Source organism: Microcoleus sp. MON2_D5, assembly GCF_036701905.1.
Taxonomy (GTDB): domain Bacteria; phylum Cyanobacteriota; class Cyanobacteriia; order Cyanobacteriales; family Microcoleaceae; genus Microcoleus.
Genome location: NZ_JAUBRM010000010.1, coordinates 97022 through 114716, shown reverse-complemented (window position 1 = coordinate 114716; position 17695 = coordinate 97022). Strand labels below are relative to the sequence as shown.

At 46.9% G+C, this 17695-nt stretch carries 14 protein-coding genes; 10 read left to right on the top strand and 4 right to left on the bottom strand.

Annotation, left to right across the window (positions count from 1 at the left end):
* Window positions 1-175: 175 nt before the first annotated feature.
* Window positions 176-1930, bottom strand: a complete 1755-nt coding sequence (locus QUA47_RS05955) for a CapA family protein (RefSeq protein WP_333430054.1) — start codon at window positions 1928-1930, stop codon at window positions 176-178.
* A gap of 914 nt (window positions 1931-2844) precedes the next feature.
* Here QUA47_RS05955 and QUA47_RS05950 point away from each other — a divergent pair.
* From QUA47_RS05950 to QUA47_RS05905, 10 genes are all read left to right on the top strand, one after another.
* Window positions 2845-4038, top strand: a complete 1194-nt coding sequence (locus QUA47_RS05950) for a HEAT repeat domain-containing protein (protein ID WP_333430053.1) — start codon at window positions 2845-2847, stop codon at window positions 4036-4038.
* Between the two features lie 107 nt (window positions 4039-4145).
* Window positions 4146-5231: a glycosyltransferase family 4 protein gene (locus QUA47_RS05945; protein ID WP_333430052.1), complete on the top strand. Its 1086-nt coding sequence runs from the start codon at window positions 4146-4148 to the stop codon at window positions 5229-5231.
* A gap of 133 nt (window positions 5232-5364) precedes the next feature.
* Window positions 5365-6126: a type I methionyl aminopeptidase gene (map, locus tag QUA47_RS05940; protein ID WP_333430051.1), complete on the top strand. Its 762-nt coding sequence runs from the start codon at window positions 5365-5367 to the stop codon at window positions 6124-6126.
* A 312-nt stretch (window positions 6127-6438) separates the two neighbouring features.
* The gene (locus QUA47_RS05935) at window positions 6439-7368 is read left to right on the top strand and encodes an LD-carboxypeptidase (RefSeq protein ID WP_333430050.1); all 930 of its coding nucleotides are present in this window, start codon (window positions 6439-6441) and stop codon (window positions 7366-7368) included.
* A 165-nt stretch (window positions 7369-7533) separates the two neighbouring features.
* Entirely contained in the window at window positions 7534-8316 is a 783-nt protein-coding gene (locus QUA47_RS05930) for a hypothetical protein (RefSeq protein ID WP_333430049.1), read from the top strand.
* Window positions 8317-8555: 239 nt separating this feature from the next.
* Window positions 8556-9620, top strand: a complete 1065-nt coding sequence (gene hemE / locus QUA47_RS05925; RefSeq protein WP_333430048.1) for a uroporphyrinogen decarboxylase — start codon at window positions 8556-8558, stop codon at window positions 9618-9620.
* 409 nt (window positions 9621-10029) lie between these two features.
* Window positions 10030-10995: an NAD(P)-dependent oxidoreductase gene (locus tag QUA47_RS05920; protein ID WP_333430047.1), complete on the top strand. Its 966-nt coding sequence runs from the start codon at window positions 10030-10032 to the stop codon at window positions 10993-10995.
* Window positions 10996-11374: 379 nt separating this feature from the next.
* Window positions 11375-12967 carry a B12-binding domain-containing radical SAM protein gene (locus QUA47_RS05915; RefSeq protein ID WP_333402994.1) on the top strand — a complete coding sequence of 531 codons (1593 nt, stop codon included), beginning with the start codon at window positions 11375-11377 and terminating at the stop codon, window positions 12965-12967.
* 99 nt (window positions 12968-13066) lie between these two features.
* Window positions 13067-13231, top strand: coding sequence for a hypothetical protein (locus QUA47_RS05910; RefSeq protein WP_333430046.1), 165 nt, complete (start codon window positions 13067-13069; stop codon window positions 13229-13231).
* A gap of 45 nt (window positions 13232-13276) precedes the next feature.
* On the top strand, window positions 13277-14176 hold the full coding sequence (locus QUA47_RS05905) for a M48 family metalloprotease (protein WP_190738289.1): 900 nt from the start codon (window positions 13277-13279) through the stop codon (window positions 14174-14176).
* 181 nt (window positions 14177-14357) lie between these two features.
* On the opposite strand, the gene QUA47_RS05900 is transcribed toward QUA47_RS05905, so the two are convergent.
* The 3 genes from QUA47_RS05900 to ftsH4 all read right to left on the bottom strand — a co-directional run bounded on the left by QUA47_RS05900 (window position 14358) and on the right by ftsH4 (window position 17534).
* Window positions 14358-14882: a hypothetical protein gene (locus QUA47_RS05900; RefSeq protein ID WP_333430045.1), complete on the bottom strand. Its 525-nt coding sequence runs from the start codon at window positions 14880-14882 to the stop codon at window positions 14358-14360.
* Between the two features lie 30 nt (window positions 14883-14912).
* Entirely contained in the window at window positions 14913-15356 is a 444-nt protein-coding gene (locus tag QUA47_RS05895) for a Tse2 family ADP-ribosyltransferase toxin (RefSeq protein WP_333430044.1), read from the bottom strand.
* Window positions 15357-15665: 309 nt separating this feature from the next.
* Complete coding sequence (gene ftsH4 / locus QUA47_RS05890; protein WP_333280849.1) at window positions 15666-17534, bottom strand: ATP-dependent zinc metalloprotease FtsH4; 1869 nt, start codon at window positions 17532-17534, stop codon at window positions 15666-15668.
* Window positions 17535-17695 lie beyond the last annotated feature (161 nt).

Sequence of the window (17695 nt, the reverse complement as noted above, 5' to 3'; positions counted from 1 at the left end):
GGCAGGTTTTTTTTCATAATTGCTATATTCTACTTTCCAGGATCACACTTGTCAATACCCACCACCTGAATCCTTACTTTCGGACGTTGATTAGAGCAGCGGGTCACAATAGTTTTATTACTGGTTCCCAGCCCAAGCCTGGGAACCAGTTATTGTTGAGGGCGACGCACCCTACTCACTTACTCTTTTTCAAAATTTGTCCCTTGTCATCAATTGTCAAACCGCTATTGGGAAAATCGCTCTTTGTCAAACGGTCAATTAACCCCACAGTCCTAAAATTGTTATCAACAGCCGGCACACCTCGCCCGTCAAGTTGGATGGGGATAATCTTACCAGAAACAAAATCCCCTTGCGGAGTCATTTTCACATCCAAAATTAGAGATTTACCGAGTGCTCCTGCTGAGGACAAAGTGCGATAACCCAAAAAATTGCCCAGCGAATAAGCAACCAATTTCCCTTTATAAAGTTCCATAGCTCTGGGAACGTGCGGGCCATGTCCCAAAATCAAATCTGCTCCCGCATCAATCATCGTCCGCGAAAACAAAACCATATTTCCCCGGTTTTCTCCGTAAAAGAACTCAGTTTTATTTCTCACATTCAGAGCTCCCGTTCCTTCAGAGCCAGCATGAACTGATATCACTACAATATCAGCTTTTTCCTTAGCTTTTTTGACAACTTCGGCTCCTGCTTTCAGTTCCAGCAAAGAATTGTGAACGTCGCCGTAGTTGCTGAAACCGATAAATGCAAAATTCACACCCTTGACATTTTTATAAACAATTTGATCTCTTTTGCCAACAGCCTTCATGCCATTGCTGTCGATGTTTTTAATCGTGTCATTAAATCCCTGCTCGTGAAAATCGTAAGAGTGATTGTTGGCAATACTCAAAATATCAAAACCAACATCTTTGAAGATTTTGGCATAACTCGGAGGCGTCCGAAAGGCAATCAGCATTCGTCCGCCGCCTGCTTTGGAACTGTAAGGATAATCGGTCATCGTGCTTTCAAAATTGCCAAACAGAATATCAGCTCCTTTGAGGTACGGTTTTACCGACTCTAATAACATCTCTTTTTTTGCCGGCAGTTTGTTGTAGGGATAATTTGTACCGGGAACCATGTCGCCAACTGCTTTGATGCTGACAGTTGCGGGCACAGTGGCAGGTTTTTTGGCAGCCGGGGAGGGCGATTTTGGATCTGGAAGGGGTTTGGCTGCGGCTGCTGGTGCTGGTGTCGAGATCACTTCTTGTACCGCAGGCTTGGACGTTAGAGGGTTATTAGTAGCGGTGGTTGAGGATTTGTAAAGTTGAGAAGCCAGCACAAAGCCGGATATCGGCACGAGAATTAGACTCAGAGCACCGAGTGACAGCCCAGATTTTTTAGTTTTAGTGCGGGCTAACTCTGGCTGGGGTGATTGCTTTTGCTGCCCTTGGTTTGTGGGTTTTGGGGTGGGGATTTTAGGGGGTTGGGGCGGAGATTTTTCTGGTGTTGGAGGGGGCGCAGTTGTGACATTTTGAGGTTCTTCTAGCTTGGGCAAAGTTACAGGAATGGGAGAAGCGGGTAGACTCGCGGCTACTGCTACACTCGCAGCTACTGCGGCATTCACGGCAACTAATGGACTCACGGGTTCGGAAGTCAAGCGTTTTTTTAATTCTACCGTCTGAGTCCAAGCGGGTAATTGCTGGCCGCCCTGCCGCCCGTAAACTGTCACTGAGTAAAGGTTATTTGGTTGCAGCCGCTGCAACCCTTTGACTGCGACTCGGAGACAGGCTTCTTCTGCGGGCAATTGTTCTGCTTCCAGCAGCAGGTGCAGGGTGTCATTTTCCCGGCTGGCTTTAGCCGTGACGCCGAAGCTTTGGAGTGCTTGGCCGATCAGAAATGCGATCGCCCTAGCATCGCCTTCTTTTGCTAAATTTAAAATATCTTGTTGGCTCACAAACGCCTCTACTCTCACACTAGAAATTTAGCTCGATCTTATATCAAATTTGGCGGCACAGCATTAAATACCGATTGATTTAACTTAAATAAGTGGGTAGAAATAAACAAAACGTTGGCATAGGACGCCTGCGTGAAAGGGTCTACTCGCTGTCACTATAGCTCCTAACTAAATCCGACCCTACTTTTACAAGATAGTATGATTTTTGGCGCTGGCTAGCTGAATACAATATTTCCTAACGGTTATCTTAGCCGATCGCCCAAACACTTCTATCCGGCATAATTGCCCCCTTCAAATTAACATCTGTCAAATCAGCGCTCTCTTTCTTACAGCATTTTTGGTAAATAAAACTGGTTTACGATCTCCAGAGTGCGTCCTTGAATGTACTGAAAATATGCGGTTTAGTAGCGAAGAATTAACGAAAAAACCAGGTTTCTCGTTTCCAGTGCCAATCCCCCTGTCCCACTTCCGCCCAAATTCAGACAAAAACGATCGACCCGCAGGCTCGGAAGCTTGTTAAACTCTTGGTCATACCACGCTATTAGTGAGAAATCGACGGCGAGCCACAATCGTCTGCTAGTGCCCCCGCAGTGCTGCGCTGCGGGGCCTGCACTGCACACTGCACGTAGGTGAGATTAGCTGCAATCAACTTTCGGGATGCCGCGGCTAAAGTCGCGGCCGCCGATGTAGTTGTTCGTTTTAAACTAATTAAACTAATGATTTAAAGGAGTTGCACGTCAATGACACAATTGTGGTTATGAGAGCTGGCTCGGTGCCCTCTCAAACCAGGGTTTTTCGTTAGTCTGGTGCTATTAGTGAGTTAGTTAAGTCCATAGCAGCTAGGATCGAGCTAACTCAAGGTTAAACTAAAGCTCGTCATGCGGCGTTGCCTCTCAAAACCCGGATTGAGTCTTATGGCGCATTACCGCTCCTCTGTATGTTTGTTCACCTGCATTGCCTGTCTGGGCGCTGCGTTCAGTCCAAGTGCGGACGGAAAGCACCAGGCTCTCAATGCTTCCTACCGGGCTGTTTCCCCAGAAATTGCTCAGGCGAACTCTCCCCCGGGCGATCGCCAGGATTCCAAGCCTTCAAAACTGTCTCCAGCGCCCGATAAAAACAAATCTCAGCCGTCCAAAACGTCCAAATCTAATTCTAAGATCCCGAAATCAGTATCCAATTTGATCGTCATTTTGTCTCGTCAGCGGGGGTTCTTAATGTTGGGTTTGGCAGCAGTTGTCGTCACGGCAGCGGCAGTATTTATCATGCTCAAATTAGTTAGCAGTGACGAGTCAAATTATTCTAAGCGAAGACGGGGAAGATTTGAGCGCCACAACCAAAGAAACTCTCAATTTACTAATTCCGATTCTCCTACAAACTCGCACGCAATTACACAGCAAGAGGCTTCTTTTGGGCTATCAAAACCGCTGTCAGCCTTGCCCTACCCTTTGGATTTGCCAAAAGACAACAGTCTCGACAGCAGCGATCGGCCTTTTATCCTGGAATCCGGGGCATCAGAATCCGACGATGCAGCATTCGAGGGCGATGGAATTAATTCCGACACCTCGCCCTTGGAACATCACAGCAATGGGTACAGCAACACAGGTTTCAACATTCCCGAAACAACTAATCAAGGCGATTCCCTAGCGAGTCCCAAGAAAGATATTGCCCTTCCCGAAACGGATGGTAGACCTAAAGTTGATATTATTGAAGCACTGATTGAAGATTTGCAGCACCTAAATCCGGCAAAGAGGGGCAAAGCAATTTGGGAACTCGGCCAGCGGGGAGATTCCAGAGCAGTTGAGCCGTTGCTCGATTTGCTAGCAAATTCCGACTCCAAGCAGTACAGTTTAATTTTGGCAAGTCTCTCGGAAATTGGCATTCGCACGCTCAAACCCATGAATAATGCGTGGTCAATTTCGCTGCAGAATGAAAATCCCGAAGTGCGTAAAAATGCAATTCGCGACTTGACGCGGATTTACGAATTGGTGAATCAAATCAGTTACTTGTTGCACCGTGCGACGGACGATCCAGATCCCGAAGTTCAGGAAGTTGCTCGCTGGGCAATCAATCAGTTGAATCGCCTCCGTCCGCGTTCTGGGAGGGATTAATAAATGTAGCAATTTTAAAATTATTTTAAAATTGAGATTTGAGATGGGAGAATTTATAATTTAGATTATGTTAAAATTAGTGAATGCTGACTAATGATTAAGGATTAATGACTAATAACCCTTTAAAACTATTGTTCCTGTCAACTTCTGTCGGTCAACTAGGTTCGGGGTTGGGTGGCGGTGTCGAACTTACAGTCCTTAACATTGCTAAAGAATTGCAGAGTCGCGGTCATAAAATAGCAGTTGTAGCGCCGATAGGTTCAGTCTTAGAATCAATTCCAGTAATCGAAATAACGGGCGATTTGCAAGTAACCGCCCAAACACAAGATTACAACGATCCTATTGTGATGCCCGCAGATTCTGTGCTGGCGAATATGTGGGAATATGCTCGCCAAGTTCAGGATGAATGGGATGTCATTGTTAACTTTGCCTACGATTGGCTGCCGTTTTATTTGACACCATTTTTTAGGACTCCGATCGCACATTTGATCAGCATGGGCTCCCTTTCCGCAGCCCTCGATCGCATTGCCGGACAAACCGCCCTCCAGTTTCCTGGTACGATCGGAGTTCACACCGCTTCTCAAGCCAAAACATTCGCCTTTGCCGATGAATGTCAGTTGTTGGGAAATGGCATAGATTTATCCCTGTACGAATTTTGCAACAAACCGCAGTCTAAATTAGCTTGGCTAGGCCGCATCGCCCCGGAGAAAGGCTTAGAAGATGCAGTAGCAGCAGCGAAAATTACAGGCATTCCCCTAAAAATTATGGGCAAAATGCAAGATGAGGATTATTGGCAAAAAATTTGTGCAGATTACCCGGATGCTCCGGTAGAATATTTAGGGTTTCTGACAACAACCCAAATGCAAGAGCAAGTCCGTCAGTGCCAAGCATTGTTGATGACACCACGTTGGGTGGAAGCTTTCGGAAATGTCGCGATCGAGGCTTTAGCGTGCGGTGTGCCCGTGATTGCTTACGAGCGCGGGGGGCCGGCAGAAATTGTTAGAGACGGACTGACGGGCTTTTTAGTGGAGCCTGATAGTGTAAATGGCTTGGTAGGTGCGATCGCCCACTTAGACCAAATTGACCGCAGCGCTTGCAGGCGACAAGCAGAGGTAGAATATTCTTTAGCAGCTTTGGGCGATCGTTGTGAACACTGGTTCAAATCTATCACTGCTAGTAGGGTGTGTAAGTAATAATACTGGCCAAATTTTACCAATATTCCCTGACGGACGCACCTTACAAGTTTATTGAACAGCAATTCAAATCTATTCTAAAATTGAGTTAAATTAACTCTTAAGCGACTACACAAAAAAACAAAAAAAAACCATGGCAACCGAACGTTTAGTGCTTTTATCCAGTAGAGAAATCGAAAAAATGCGCCAAGCAGGCCGTTTAGCGGCCGAACTTCTGCTACATCTCGAACCGATGGTTAAACCGGGAGTAAGCACTTTAGAAATTAACGATGAAGCCGAACGCTGGACTTTGGCACACGGAGCAAAAAGCGCTCCGCTAGGCTATAAAGGATTTCCAAAATCTCTGTGTGCTAGCGTCAATGAAGTAGTCTGTCACGGCATCCCCAATGCGAAACAAATTCTGAAAGAAGGTGACATTGTTAATATTGATGTAACACCTTTAGTTGATGGTTATCATGGCGATACTTCCAAAACTTTTTTTGTGGGAAAACCTTCACCTGTAGCGAAAAAGTTAGTTGAAGTAACCGAGGAATGTTTAAGAAGAGGTATTGCGGAAGTCAAACCGGGTGCTCGTACCGGCGACATCGGTGCAGCGATTCAAGAATATGCTGAAGCACAGGGCTTTTCGGTAGTGCGAAATTTTGCGGGACACGGGATTCACCGAGTCTTTCACACTGAACCGGAAATTCTGCACTACGGCAAACGGGGCACAGGAAAAAAGCTCAGACAAGGCATGGTTTTTACGATAGAGCCGATGATTAATGAGGGTACTTGGGAAGTGGAAATTCTCGCCGATGGTTGGACATCTATCACCAAGGATGGAAAGCTTTCGGCTCAATTCGAGCACACTCTGGCTGTGACTGATTCTGGGGTGGAAATTCTGACTTTACCGTAGTAATGATTAACAAACAATCTGAAAAACTCACTCCTAAATCAATAATCAACCATATCCCCTAGGGGCGGGTTTCACCGACAATATCTAACGATTATCAACAATCTAGATCGACCCGCCCCGCCACAACCGATAAGCTACATCAACCTGAAAATTGCATCGAATCCGAAAATGTAGGTTTGTATTTATGGATGGGTGGGGGCGGGTTGTCGAGATTGTCTGTTTCAGTCAGAAATGGTCTGTAAAACGCGCCCCTACAGAATTAGGCTCGATTCACCAAACACGATATAACTAATAACTAATAACTAATAACTAATGACTGACATACAATTTCTGCAACCAGGAGATTTGCTCAAAGTAATTGCCCCTAGTGGCACTTTGCGAGAATCAACTAACTTTGAAAAGGGTGTAGAAATTTGGAAATCCCGCGGCTATCGAATTGAATTAACACCGGGTTTTGACGATCGCTGGGGCTATTTGGCCGGTTCCGACGAAAACCGCGTCCGACAGTTGGCAGATGCCCTTAATGACCCGGATTGTCGCGGTATTCTCTGTGTTCGAGGCGGTTTCGGCAGCACTCGACTTTTGGAAAAAGGAAATGTGGGAAAGGCGGAAAATTCCCAATTTCCAACTCCCGATTCCCATTCGCCGAAATGGTTAATCGGCTTTTCAGATATTACTGCTTTGCTGTGGAATCAGGCTAAATTGGGTGTTTGGGGTGTTCACGGGCCGATGCTGACAACTTTGGCTGCTGAACCGGATTGGTCTGTCGATCGACTTTTTGACTGCATAGAAGGTCGTCCCTTACAATCTTTGCAAGGTAAAGGATGGGGCAGCTCAAAAGCCACCGGGCGGCTGTTTCCTGCGAATCTGACGGTCGCTTCTCATTTGCTCGGAACCCCGTATCAACCGGATTTGACCGGGGTTATTCTCGCATTTGAGGATGTTTCCGAGGCTCCTTACAGGGTCGATCGAATGCTGACTCACTGGCGGATGGCGGGGGCTTTCGCTGGGGTGCGAGGCATTGCTTTGGGACGTTTCAGCCACTGCGAGATTGACCCGAGTATTCCCAGTTTTAGCATTGAAGAAGTTTTGCGCGATCGGCTGGGGGACTTGAATATTCCCATTGTCTCGGATTTGCCCTTCGGGCACGAGGGGGTTAACGCTGCTTTACCTATGGGAATCATGGCTTGTCTCGACGCTGAATCGGGATTGCTGATTTGCGGCGATAAATCGCAACTTTAGATTACAGATCAACGTCTATAACTTTAACTTGAGATTTTCCACCAGCTAAATAGCGGGGTTGGGTGAGGTTGACACGGTTGGCAGAAATTACATTTAAAATGGATTGTGTATGCAAATGTCGGCGCCAAGAAAGCAAAAAGATTTTAAATTTTTCCAGAGGTTGATATGAGAACGCACAACTTGTTAAACAGTATTGCGGCCACTGTGCTAGTTGCAGGATTGGCACTCACTGGCATTTCGTCTAGTGCAGTTGGCGAACAGATAGGGAATAACGATCGCATAGATGGAGTAATTCGCCGCACTTCCCCGATTTACCGTTTCCGAAATATGTGGGTTCCGGGTTCTCCGACGGAAGAATTGCGCGGCCAAGAATATACATTCAGCGCTCGGGAAGGCGATAACATTGAAGTGTTTTTAGACACAGATACAAGGAGCGGTTTTGCTCCCGTCATGGTGCTGTTTTACGGGAACAACAAACAAGTCGCTTTTACCCAAGAGCGTTCTTTTAATTATCAAATTCCCCGTAGCGGCGATTATAAACTGTTAGTGTTAGCAAAAGATGCTGCCAGAGGCGGTAGCTACACGCTGGAAGTTGCGGGAATTGATGGGGGCGGCAGACAATCTCGCAATTCGCGGGACGATTGGTACACGAGGCGAGATGACGGTCGATATGACGGTCAATATGACAGAGCACAGCTTCTGCAAGATGATTTTGGCTTGCGGTCTGTTGATTGTCGCGAGAGACGTTCTATGGTGAGAGTCAGGTTTGACGATGCTAATCAAGACTCGACTTACTGCGCTGTCCCGACTAGAAACTTTCCGGCGGGAGATTATTATTACAATTCGCGGACTAGAGATTTAGACTCGGCGAGGCGGAATGATAGTAGATTCGATGCGGGCCGAGATCAATGTCGGGTAGTGGTGGGCGGAGTCTGCGTGACGAGGTAAGTAGGTCAAACTGTAGCGCGGAATCAGAAACCGGGTTTCTACGAAGAAACCCGGTTTCTGAGCCTATACACAGGACTTATACACTCCTTTATATACGAGTCGATGTCTGGCTATCGCCTCACTTTCTTTGGCAGTGACAAAATACACATTTGTACACACAACGATTTTGTCAAAAAGGACGATCGCACAGTGGTAAGCTACCAAAGGCATTGAAATATCTAAGGTAGAGAAAAGTTAAAATGTCGGCATTAAATGAAGTTCCCTTGTTGTTGCGGGCAGCCCGCGGCGAAACCCTAGACCGCCCGCCCGTGTGGATGATGCGTCAAGCCGGCCGCTACATGAAGGCTTATCGAGATTTGCGAGAAAAGTATCCCTCGTTTCGCGAACGTTCCGAAATTCCCGAAGTTGCGATCGAAGTTTCCCTTCAGCCGTGGCGCGCGTTTCAACCAGACGGCGTAATTCTGTTTTCCGATATTGTCACCCCCATGCCGGGTTTGGGCATCGACATGGACATCGCCGAAGGTAAAGGCCCGATTATCCACGCACCCATCCGCACTCAGCAGCAAATCGACAACCTGCAACCGCTGAACCCGGAAGAAAGCTTGCCGTTTATCAAAACAATCCTGAAATCCCTGCGCGAGGAAGTCGGCAACAAATCCACCGTGCTCGGTTTTGTGGGCGCGCCGTGGACGCTGGCGGCCTATGCCGTTGAGGGCAAAGGTTCTAAAGATTATGCCATCATCAAAAACATGGCATTTTCCGATCCAACTTTACTGCATCAGTTGCTGTCGAAATTCGCCGATGCGATCGCCGTTTACGTGCGCTATCAAATCGACTGTGGCGCGCAAGTAGTGCAAATGTTCGACTCCTGGGCCGGCCAACTCTCCCCGCAGGACTACGACACCTTCGCTCTACCTTACCAGAAACAAGTATTCGAGCAAGTCAAAAAAACCCATCCCGACACACCGCTAATTCTGTTAGTCACTGGAAGTGCCGGCATCCTCGAACGTATGGCAACATCCGGCGCGGATATCGTCAGCGTCGATTGGACGGTTGACATGGCCGACGCGCGCCGACGTTTGGGCCCGAATATGAACGTTCAAGGAAATCTCGATCCGGGCGTGTTGTTTGGTTCTCAACCGTTTATTCGCGATCGAATTCTTGATACAATTCGCAAAGCCGGTCCTCGCGGACACATCCTCAATTTGGGACACGGTGTCTTACCGGGAACTCCCGAAGATAACGTGCGTTTCTTCTTTGAAACCGCAAAACAAGCCGACAAATTGCTTGCAGTTGCTGCTTAATTTGATTTCGATTGTAGAATCCGATCAAATCCGGTTAATTGCACCTGATACTTGTAGGGAGACGGCATTGCCGTCTCCCTACCGTGGAAAAAGATTATATAATCGGAGCGAATCCGGTTAATTGCACCTGATAGTTGTAGGACACTCCAAGAGCCCATTAGTGTCAACTTAACGTAAAACCGACCGTATCTCTTGTTTGTATCAAAGTCTAGATCCCCCCTAACCCCCCTTAATAAGGCGGGGACCTGAAGCACTCAAAGTCCCCCTTCTTAAGGGGGATTTAGGGGGATCGGGACTCGAATAAAAGCGGTATTCCTCATGGACTGTAGGCTTAAGTGGACACTCATAGGCTATGCCGTGTCCCTACCGTTGAAAAAGCGTCAAATCCTCCCTCTTCCCCTGCGGCAAAATGAACTCCAAAAAAATTTTTGTGACGGGTGCAAGTGGCTGTATCGGTCACTACATGGCCGAAACTTTGATTCAAGAGACAAACCACGAACTTTACCTCTTAGTTCGCAACCCCGAAAAATTAAAATTTGATTGGAAAGCCCGCCCCGGCATCCATATATTACAAGGCGATATGCGAGATATCGATCGACACGCCGAACTTCTGCAAACAATTAATGTCGCAATTTTAGCTGCCACTGCTTGGGGAGGAACTCAAGAAGTGTTGGACGTTAACGTAACCAAAACTCTGCGCCTAATTCAACTACTTTCGCCACAGACTTGCCAGCAAGTAATTTATTTTTCAACGGCCAGCATTCTCGGTAGAGACAACAATTTGCTCAAAGAAGCCGGGGAACTGGGGACAGATTATATTAGCTCAAAGTACAAGTGTATGGTGCATTTGTCAGCCTTGACAAATGTGCCTCCGATTACTGCACTTTACCCGACATTAGTATTGGGAGGAGACGCAGAAAAACCCGTCTCTCACTTGTCATCTGGCTTGCCACTTGTCGCAAAATGGATTGGTTTGATTCGCTGGTTTAAGGCAGATGGCAGTTTTCACTTCATCCACGGCGCAGATATTGCTAAAGTAGTTAATTATTTAGTTGAACATCCGCCGGCTTCCGAGGAACCGCGACATTTTGTGCTAGGAAATCCGGCGATTACAGCTAACGAAGTGGTAGAACAAGCTTGCCAGTATTTGAATAAAAATATATTTTTTCGGATTACTCTGTCACCTTGGCTGGCCGATTTCTTTATTTGGCTGTTCCGAATTCAGGTGGCTGCTTGGGATAGATTTTGCATCACCTACCGCCATTTTACCTATCAAAATCTTGTGAATCCCGAAAGCATAGGAATGCCGAGTTACTGCGGCACAGTGGCCGATATGTTAAAAACTAGCGGGATTCCGGGCAAAGATTCAAATTAGGTGAGAAGGAAGAGGGAAGAAGGAAGAGGGAAGAAGGAATGTGCACCAAACGAGTAATCTAGGGTGATCCGTGCACACCAAACGACTAATTTACTGTTTCCAGTTCTTTTTTGCCTTAATCCTATGCTTTTTAAATGCGATTATCGTCAATTAAGGGTCAAATACGATAAGATATCAGCATTTGCAAACTTTAACAGGGAACTGCAAGCTAAAAATTGCGCTCATTGTGTGTGGCTTAGGGGGTGTCACCCCTCGCCAGATATTCGATCGAGTGCAAGATCGTAATTTTAGCCTTAACATTAAGTCTTGAGAGTCGATCGAACTCTCAAACACGCCAGCCCGATCGCAAGTTGTTTACTGATGTGAGGTTTAACATATAATGCGAGTTCTTCTAGTTTACCCGCTGTTTCCGAAAACATTTTGGTCTTACGAGAAAATTTTAGAATTAGTCGATCGTAAAGTTCTGCTGCCACCGCTGGGTTTGGTAACGGTAGCAGCTATTTTACCCCAAGAATGGGAATTTAAGTTAGTCGATCGCAACATCAGACAAATCACCGAAGCAGAATGGGAATGGGCAGAGCTCGTTATTCTGTCCGCAATGATTGTCCAAAAAGAAGATTTGCTAGACATCATTCGCGAAGCAAAACGGCGCGGTAAATCCGTAGCTTGCGGCGGCCCCTACCCGACTTCCGTACCCGAAGAACCTCAAGCAGCGGGCATAGATTACCTGATTCTCGACGAAGGCGAAATCACCTTGCCGATGTTCGTCGAAGCAATAGCGCGCGGCGAAAAAAGCGGAATTTATCGATCGGACGGCGTAAAACCCGATGTTACCACAACCCCAATCCCCCGCTTCGATTTGCTGGAATTAGACGCCTACGATTCGATGTCGATTCAATTTTCCCGAGGTTGTCCCTTCCAGTGCGAATTCTGCGACATCATCGTCCTCTACGGCCGCAAACCCCGCACCAAAAACCCCCAACAATTGATAGCAGAATTAGACTATCTCTACAACTTGGGCTGGCGGCGCGGCGTGTTCATGGTAGACGACAATTTTATCGGCAACAAACGCAGCGTCAAACTGTTGCTAAAAGACTTACAAGTCTGGCAAGAAGAACACAAATTCCCGTTTACTTTCAACACAGAAGCATCCATCGATTTAGCCCAAGACCAAGAATTGATGGATATGATGGTAGCGTGCAATTTTAATGCAGTATTTCTAGGGATTGAAACTCCCGACGAAGAAAGCCTGCAAATGACGAAAAAATTCCAAAATACCCGCAATTCCCTGATCGAATCCGTAGAGTTAATTGCCAAATCCGGTTTGCGAGTAATGGCCGGATTTATCATCGGATTTGACGGCGAAAAACCCGGTGCCGGTCAGCGGATTGTCCAGTTTGCCGAAGCAGCCGCCATTCCGAGCACAACCTTTGGAATGCTGCAAGCTTTGCCGCACACTGCATTGTCTCACAGACTAGCAAAAGAAGGGCGGTTGCGCGACAAATCTGGCAACCTCAACCAGACTACTTTGATGAACTTTATCCCGACGCGGCCTCTCGAAGATATTGCCCGCGAATATGTCGAGGCATTCTGCGAAGTGTACGATGCTGAGAAATATTTAGACCGGACTTATCGCCATTTCTTAATGTTGGGTGCACCTACAGCAAATATACCTGCAAGAATTCCCAGTTGGATCGATTTGCGAGCACTGCTAACTGTGGTTTGGCGGCAGGGAGTCAAGCGCAAAACTCGCTGGAAGTTTTGGCATCATTTGTTTAGCATTCTCAAGCGCAATCCTGCGGTTTGGGATCATTATTTAACAGTGTGTGCTCACAACGAGCATTTCCTGGAATACCGCCAGATTGTGCGGGATGAAATCGAAGCTCAATTGGCCGAGTTTTTGGCTAATGAGTCTCAAACTGTATATCAAGAACCTGTTGCTGTTGAGGAAAAGCAAGTACAAGCTGTTTAGGGTTGGAGAATTCAACCGCAGATGAACGCAGACAAACGCAGATGAATGTAAGATTCTCTGCGTTTATTTTGTTGATTTAATCTGGTTTCCAGTCAGAGGGTGGAAATCTCATATCCGGTGGCTGTGTCGCCTGTTGAGAGCAGCCTGAGAGAGCATCCCGATATCCCTTCGGAGTCTATAACTGAACAGGTAATATACTACTATTGGCGGCAGCAGTTATTTCGGCAGATAGAGGCGCGATCGCCCGCAGTTATGAAAATCTAATTACAAGATAAAAAATATCAAAATAGCGATCGCCCTCAACCCGCCATGCTAGGAACCAATCAACTCAGAACAGCCGCTCTCTTAGGACTTCTAAGCGGCCTTCTCGTTTTAGGAAGTTATTATTTAATCGGCAACGAGCAAGGACTTTACATCGGTTTAGCGCTAGCCGCCTTCTCAAGTTTTAGCTCTTGGTACTATTCCGACACCGCCGCGTTAATGGCTTACCGCGCTCAGCCGATCGCCCGCAGCGAAGCACCAGAAATCTACGATATGGTAGCATCGCTGAGCGAAAAAGCCCAAATTCCGGTGCCGAAAATATTTCTAGTTCCCACTCAATCTCCCAACGCATTCGCAACAGGAAGAGACCCGGAACACGCGACAATAGCAGTTACTGAAGGCATCATCAAGCTGCTTTCCCGCGAAGAATTGGAAGGGGTTTTAGCGCACGAACTTACCCACATCCGCAACCGCGATACCCTCACTCAAGCAGTTGCAGGAACAATTGCCGGCGCGATTACATTTGTCGGGCGAATTCTGACTTTTGGAGCGCTTTACGGCCCGGTAACGCGGGACAGCAGACAAGGCGCGAATCCGTTTGGTTTGCTGTTTTTAATCATTTTAGCACCGCTATCAGCAACCGTAATTCAATTGGCGATTTCTCGAACGAGGGAATTTGCAGCAGACAGCGGTGCGGTAGAAATTACCAATAACCCGATCGGCTTAGCAAACGCGCTGCAGAAATTGGAGAAACTGGGTCATGAAATTCCCATGCACGGCAATCCTGCGATGTCGCCGCTGCTGATTGTGAATCCTTTTTCGACTAAAGGTTTGCAGTCACTTTTCCGCACTCACCCGCCGACAGAGGATCGCATTCAACGCCTTTTGGAAATCGCGCAGCAGCAGCAGCAAGGTACTCCAGTTATGGCCTACGTGCCCGGAATTTAATCGGTCGAAAATGCAGCAACAATATTTAGAAACCCGGTTGTTTGAAGCAGCCGGGTTTCTGTGTGTTTATAACGATCGCTGTATGGAGCGATTAATTAGATAGGTAGGGGCGATCGCTATTTCCGTAAACATCGCAGTGTTTGGTATTTACTGTGAGAGGTGATGCCTGCATTGAAAGGATTTACCCCACGCTCAGCAATTCATCAAGCTTGTTCTTTAAGTCCGGTGATGCTAGTAGTGGTCTATAAACTTCACCTTCATAGGGCTTCCAAACATATCCAAGACTGAACGATCGAAAAACCGAAGATGCTCCCGTTGCTTGCCAAACAGCTTCAGCTAAAACCAATCCCGGAAAAACCAAGGCAGGCTCTTCAATCAATTCGCTGTAGGTTCTAAACTCATCTACTTCCATACCCACTAAAGCATACCGAAACGGTGGAGCAAACCGCAAACTCTGATACAGAAATATACCTATTTCCGTCATTAAATAAGCACTTTCGGGAGTGTCAATTCCAATCTCACTGATGCCACTTGGACAAACTCGACACCACCAATTTTCTTCTATGTCCTGAAAACTTTCTGCCCGACATTGGGAATGTCTACCGTTTGAGATCACCCAGGAAATTTCATTGAAATATTGAGCAAATTGCTGTGCTTCAGATTGCTTTGTGCCACATTCAGCCGATAAGCTAAACACCCATGCCATTGCTGTTCTCCCGTTGACTAAATTAAACTATCAAACTTTCTCCCATTCGTTCTGTGTCTGGGCCAGGGCTGCTTCATATTTCTCTAAAAGCATTGTAGCGCTTGGCAAAATACTGACATGAGTTGGACTATCTTGCACAGCTTCAATATCTCCGAGGATCTTGCTGTCGTCAATCTGCCAAAGAGGATCTTTTCCTGTTCCGCCAAATTTTGGGGGTTTGCGGAATGGTGGTAAGCCCTCGATAGAGAGGGAGACAGACATTCCTTTTGTGTTTCTAATGGCTACAGTGACAGACTCCTCTGAAGACTTGCGCTCTGTTTCTGGTAGTAAATAACCTTGTTCATCCAACCAGTCTTTGGGCACTTGCTCAACATCAATGTCAATACTGGGTCTGACTCCCAGTAGCCTCGCGTTGCGTCCCATTTTGGGTTTACCGTTCTCTTCTGCCATGCCTCGATAATAGAGTCTTGCCATTAGCCTTTTATCAGCCCAACTCGATCGCCAGACCAATCATAATGTAATTGCTGCATTGGTTGGATGCGATCGCTCTTTGTTTTTGCCGCTAATTCGTGAGATGTCACTGCTCATTTATTTTGATTTGAGTATCAGGGAGAGCGCCCTGTGATAGCTCTCCCTTAATACGATTACTTGCGATCGCACAAACGCGGGTTTGTCCGTTTGCCGTTGTCTGTTTCAGTCGGCTCATCGTGGAGTGCGATCAAAAAACGCAGATGATTTGGAATCATCTGCGTTCATCGGCGGTTTAATTAAACCCTATTAAACTCAAGCCGCAACCTTATCTAAAGGCCGCACTTGACGGAGGAATTCGCGAAGTGAATCACCTTCCACCACCTCAGTTTCCAACAGTTTCTGCGTAATTGTTTCCAACAATTCTCGATTTGCTTTCAGAATATCCAAAGCTTGCTGATGTGCAGTTTCGACAATTTCCTTCACTTCTTGGTCGATCGCCTCAGCAGTCTGAGCACTTACCGCACGGCGGGCATTTCCCATACCGTCATTGAGGAACATTGATTGTTGACCTCGATCGTAAGCTAGAGGCCCCAAAACCTTACTCATCCCGTAAGTTGTCACCATCCGTTCAGCTAAATCAGTCGCCCTTTGCAAGTCATTTGAAGCGCCAGTAGTAATGCTACCAAACACGACTTCCTCAGCCGATCGCCCGCCCAACAAAGTCGCAATTTGACCCCGCAATTCCGATTCATCTAACAAGAAACGGTCTTCAGTCGGTAACTGCAAAGTATAACCCAAAGCAGCCATACCGCGAGGGACGATCGAGATTTTCGCAACTTCGCCATTACCAGTCATCAGAGCACCCACCATCGCGTGGCCGACTTCGTGATAAGCAACGATGGTTTTCTCTTTTTCATTGAGCACGCGACTTTTCTTTTCCAAGCCAGCCACAATTCGTTCGATCGCCTCTGCAAAGTCTTCCTGTGCTACAGTTAGGCGTTTGTTGCGTGCCGCCAACAAAGCTGCTTCATTCACCAAATTTGCCAAATCTGCGCCGGAAAAACCGGGGGTGCGAGTGGCGATCGCCTTCAAATTAATATCCGGGCCCAACTTCACTTTTTGAGCGTGAATGTTCAAAATTTCTTCGCGGCCAGATAAATCGGGGCGATCGACTAAAACTTGGCGATCGAAACGACCAGGGCGCAACAAAGCAGCATCCAAACTTTCCGGGCGGTTAGTTGCAGCAAGCACAATTACCGTAGTATTGCCCGCAGCAAAACCGTCCATTTCAGTTAACAGTTGATTGAGAGTTTGTTCGCGTTCGTCATTCCCACCGAAGCTAGCGTTACTGCTACGAGATTTGCCGATCGCGTCCAATTCATCAATGAAAATAATACAAGGAGCCTGTTTCTTAGCCTGCTCGAATAAATCTCTAACTCTTGCAGAACCAACACCTACAAACAGTTCCACAAACTCCGAACCCGAGATGCTAAAGAACGGCACGCCAGCTTCACCAGCCACTGCTTTTGCTAACAGCGTTTTGCCAGTTCCCGGAGGCCCGACTAACAGCACACCTTTCGGAATTCGCGCGCCAATTGCCGTAAATCTGTCAGGAGTTTTCAGGAATTCAACAACTTCGACTAATTCAGTTTTAGCCTCTTCTACTCCAGCCACATCAGCAAAAGTAATTTTCGCCGATTCGCCTTCTACATAGACCTTAGCTTTGCTTTTGCCGAGCGAGAGCGCACCCTGAGGCCCGCCACCCTGTCTGTTCATGAAAAATTGAAAAATCGCCACAAAAATCAGCGGCGGAACCACCCAGCTTAAAACACTGCCGATCCAGCCATTTTTGGCAGGGGGAGTTGCCGCAAATTCAACGCCTTTTTCTTGCAAAAGTTTAGGAAGTTCCAGGTCAAAAATCGGCGTAGTTGACAGCACTTGACCGGGTTGGTCTCCTTCGCCTTTTAGTTGGTAGCGAATTTCATTTTGGCCTACCGAAGCTCGGACTACATCTTGTTCTTGAACCTGATGGACGAACAAGCTGTAAGGCACTTGGGGAATTTGGGGGCCGAACAAATTCGGTAAAAAGATGTTTGCCAACAGGAACAAACTTGAGAGCAATAACAAGACATTGCTAATTTGTCGAAAACGAGGTGGTTGGGGCTGGTCTTTAATGGCCATTGATAGCTGTCATCCTTTGATTTAAAGCAGTTTTATTCATCTATTTTCTCATCAACTAGGCAGACAATGTTAAGCGGATTTCCTCACTTTATCGGGTGGGTTAACCCGCTAGCACGGATTTGCTATTATTAACAATGCTTTTTTTAATGAACCGCGAAGAT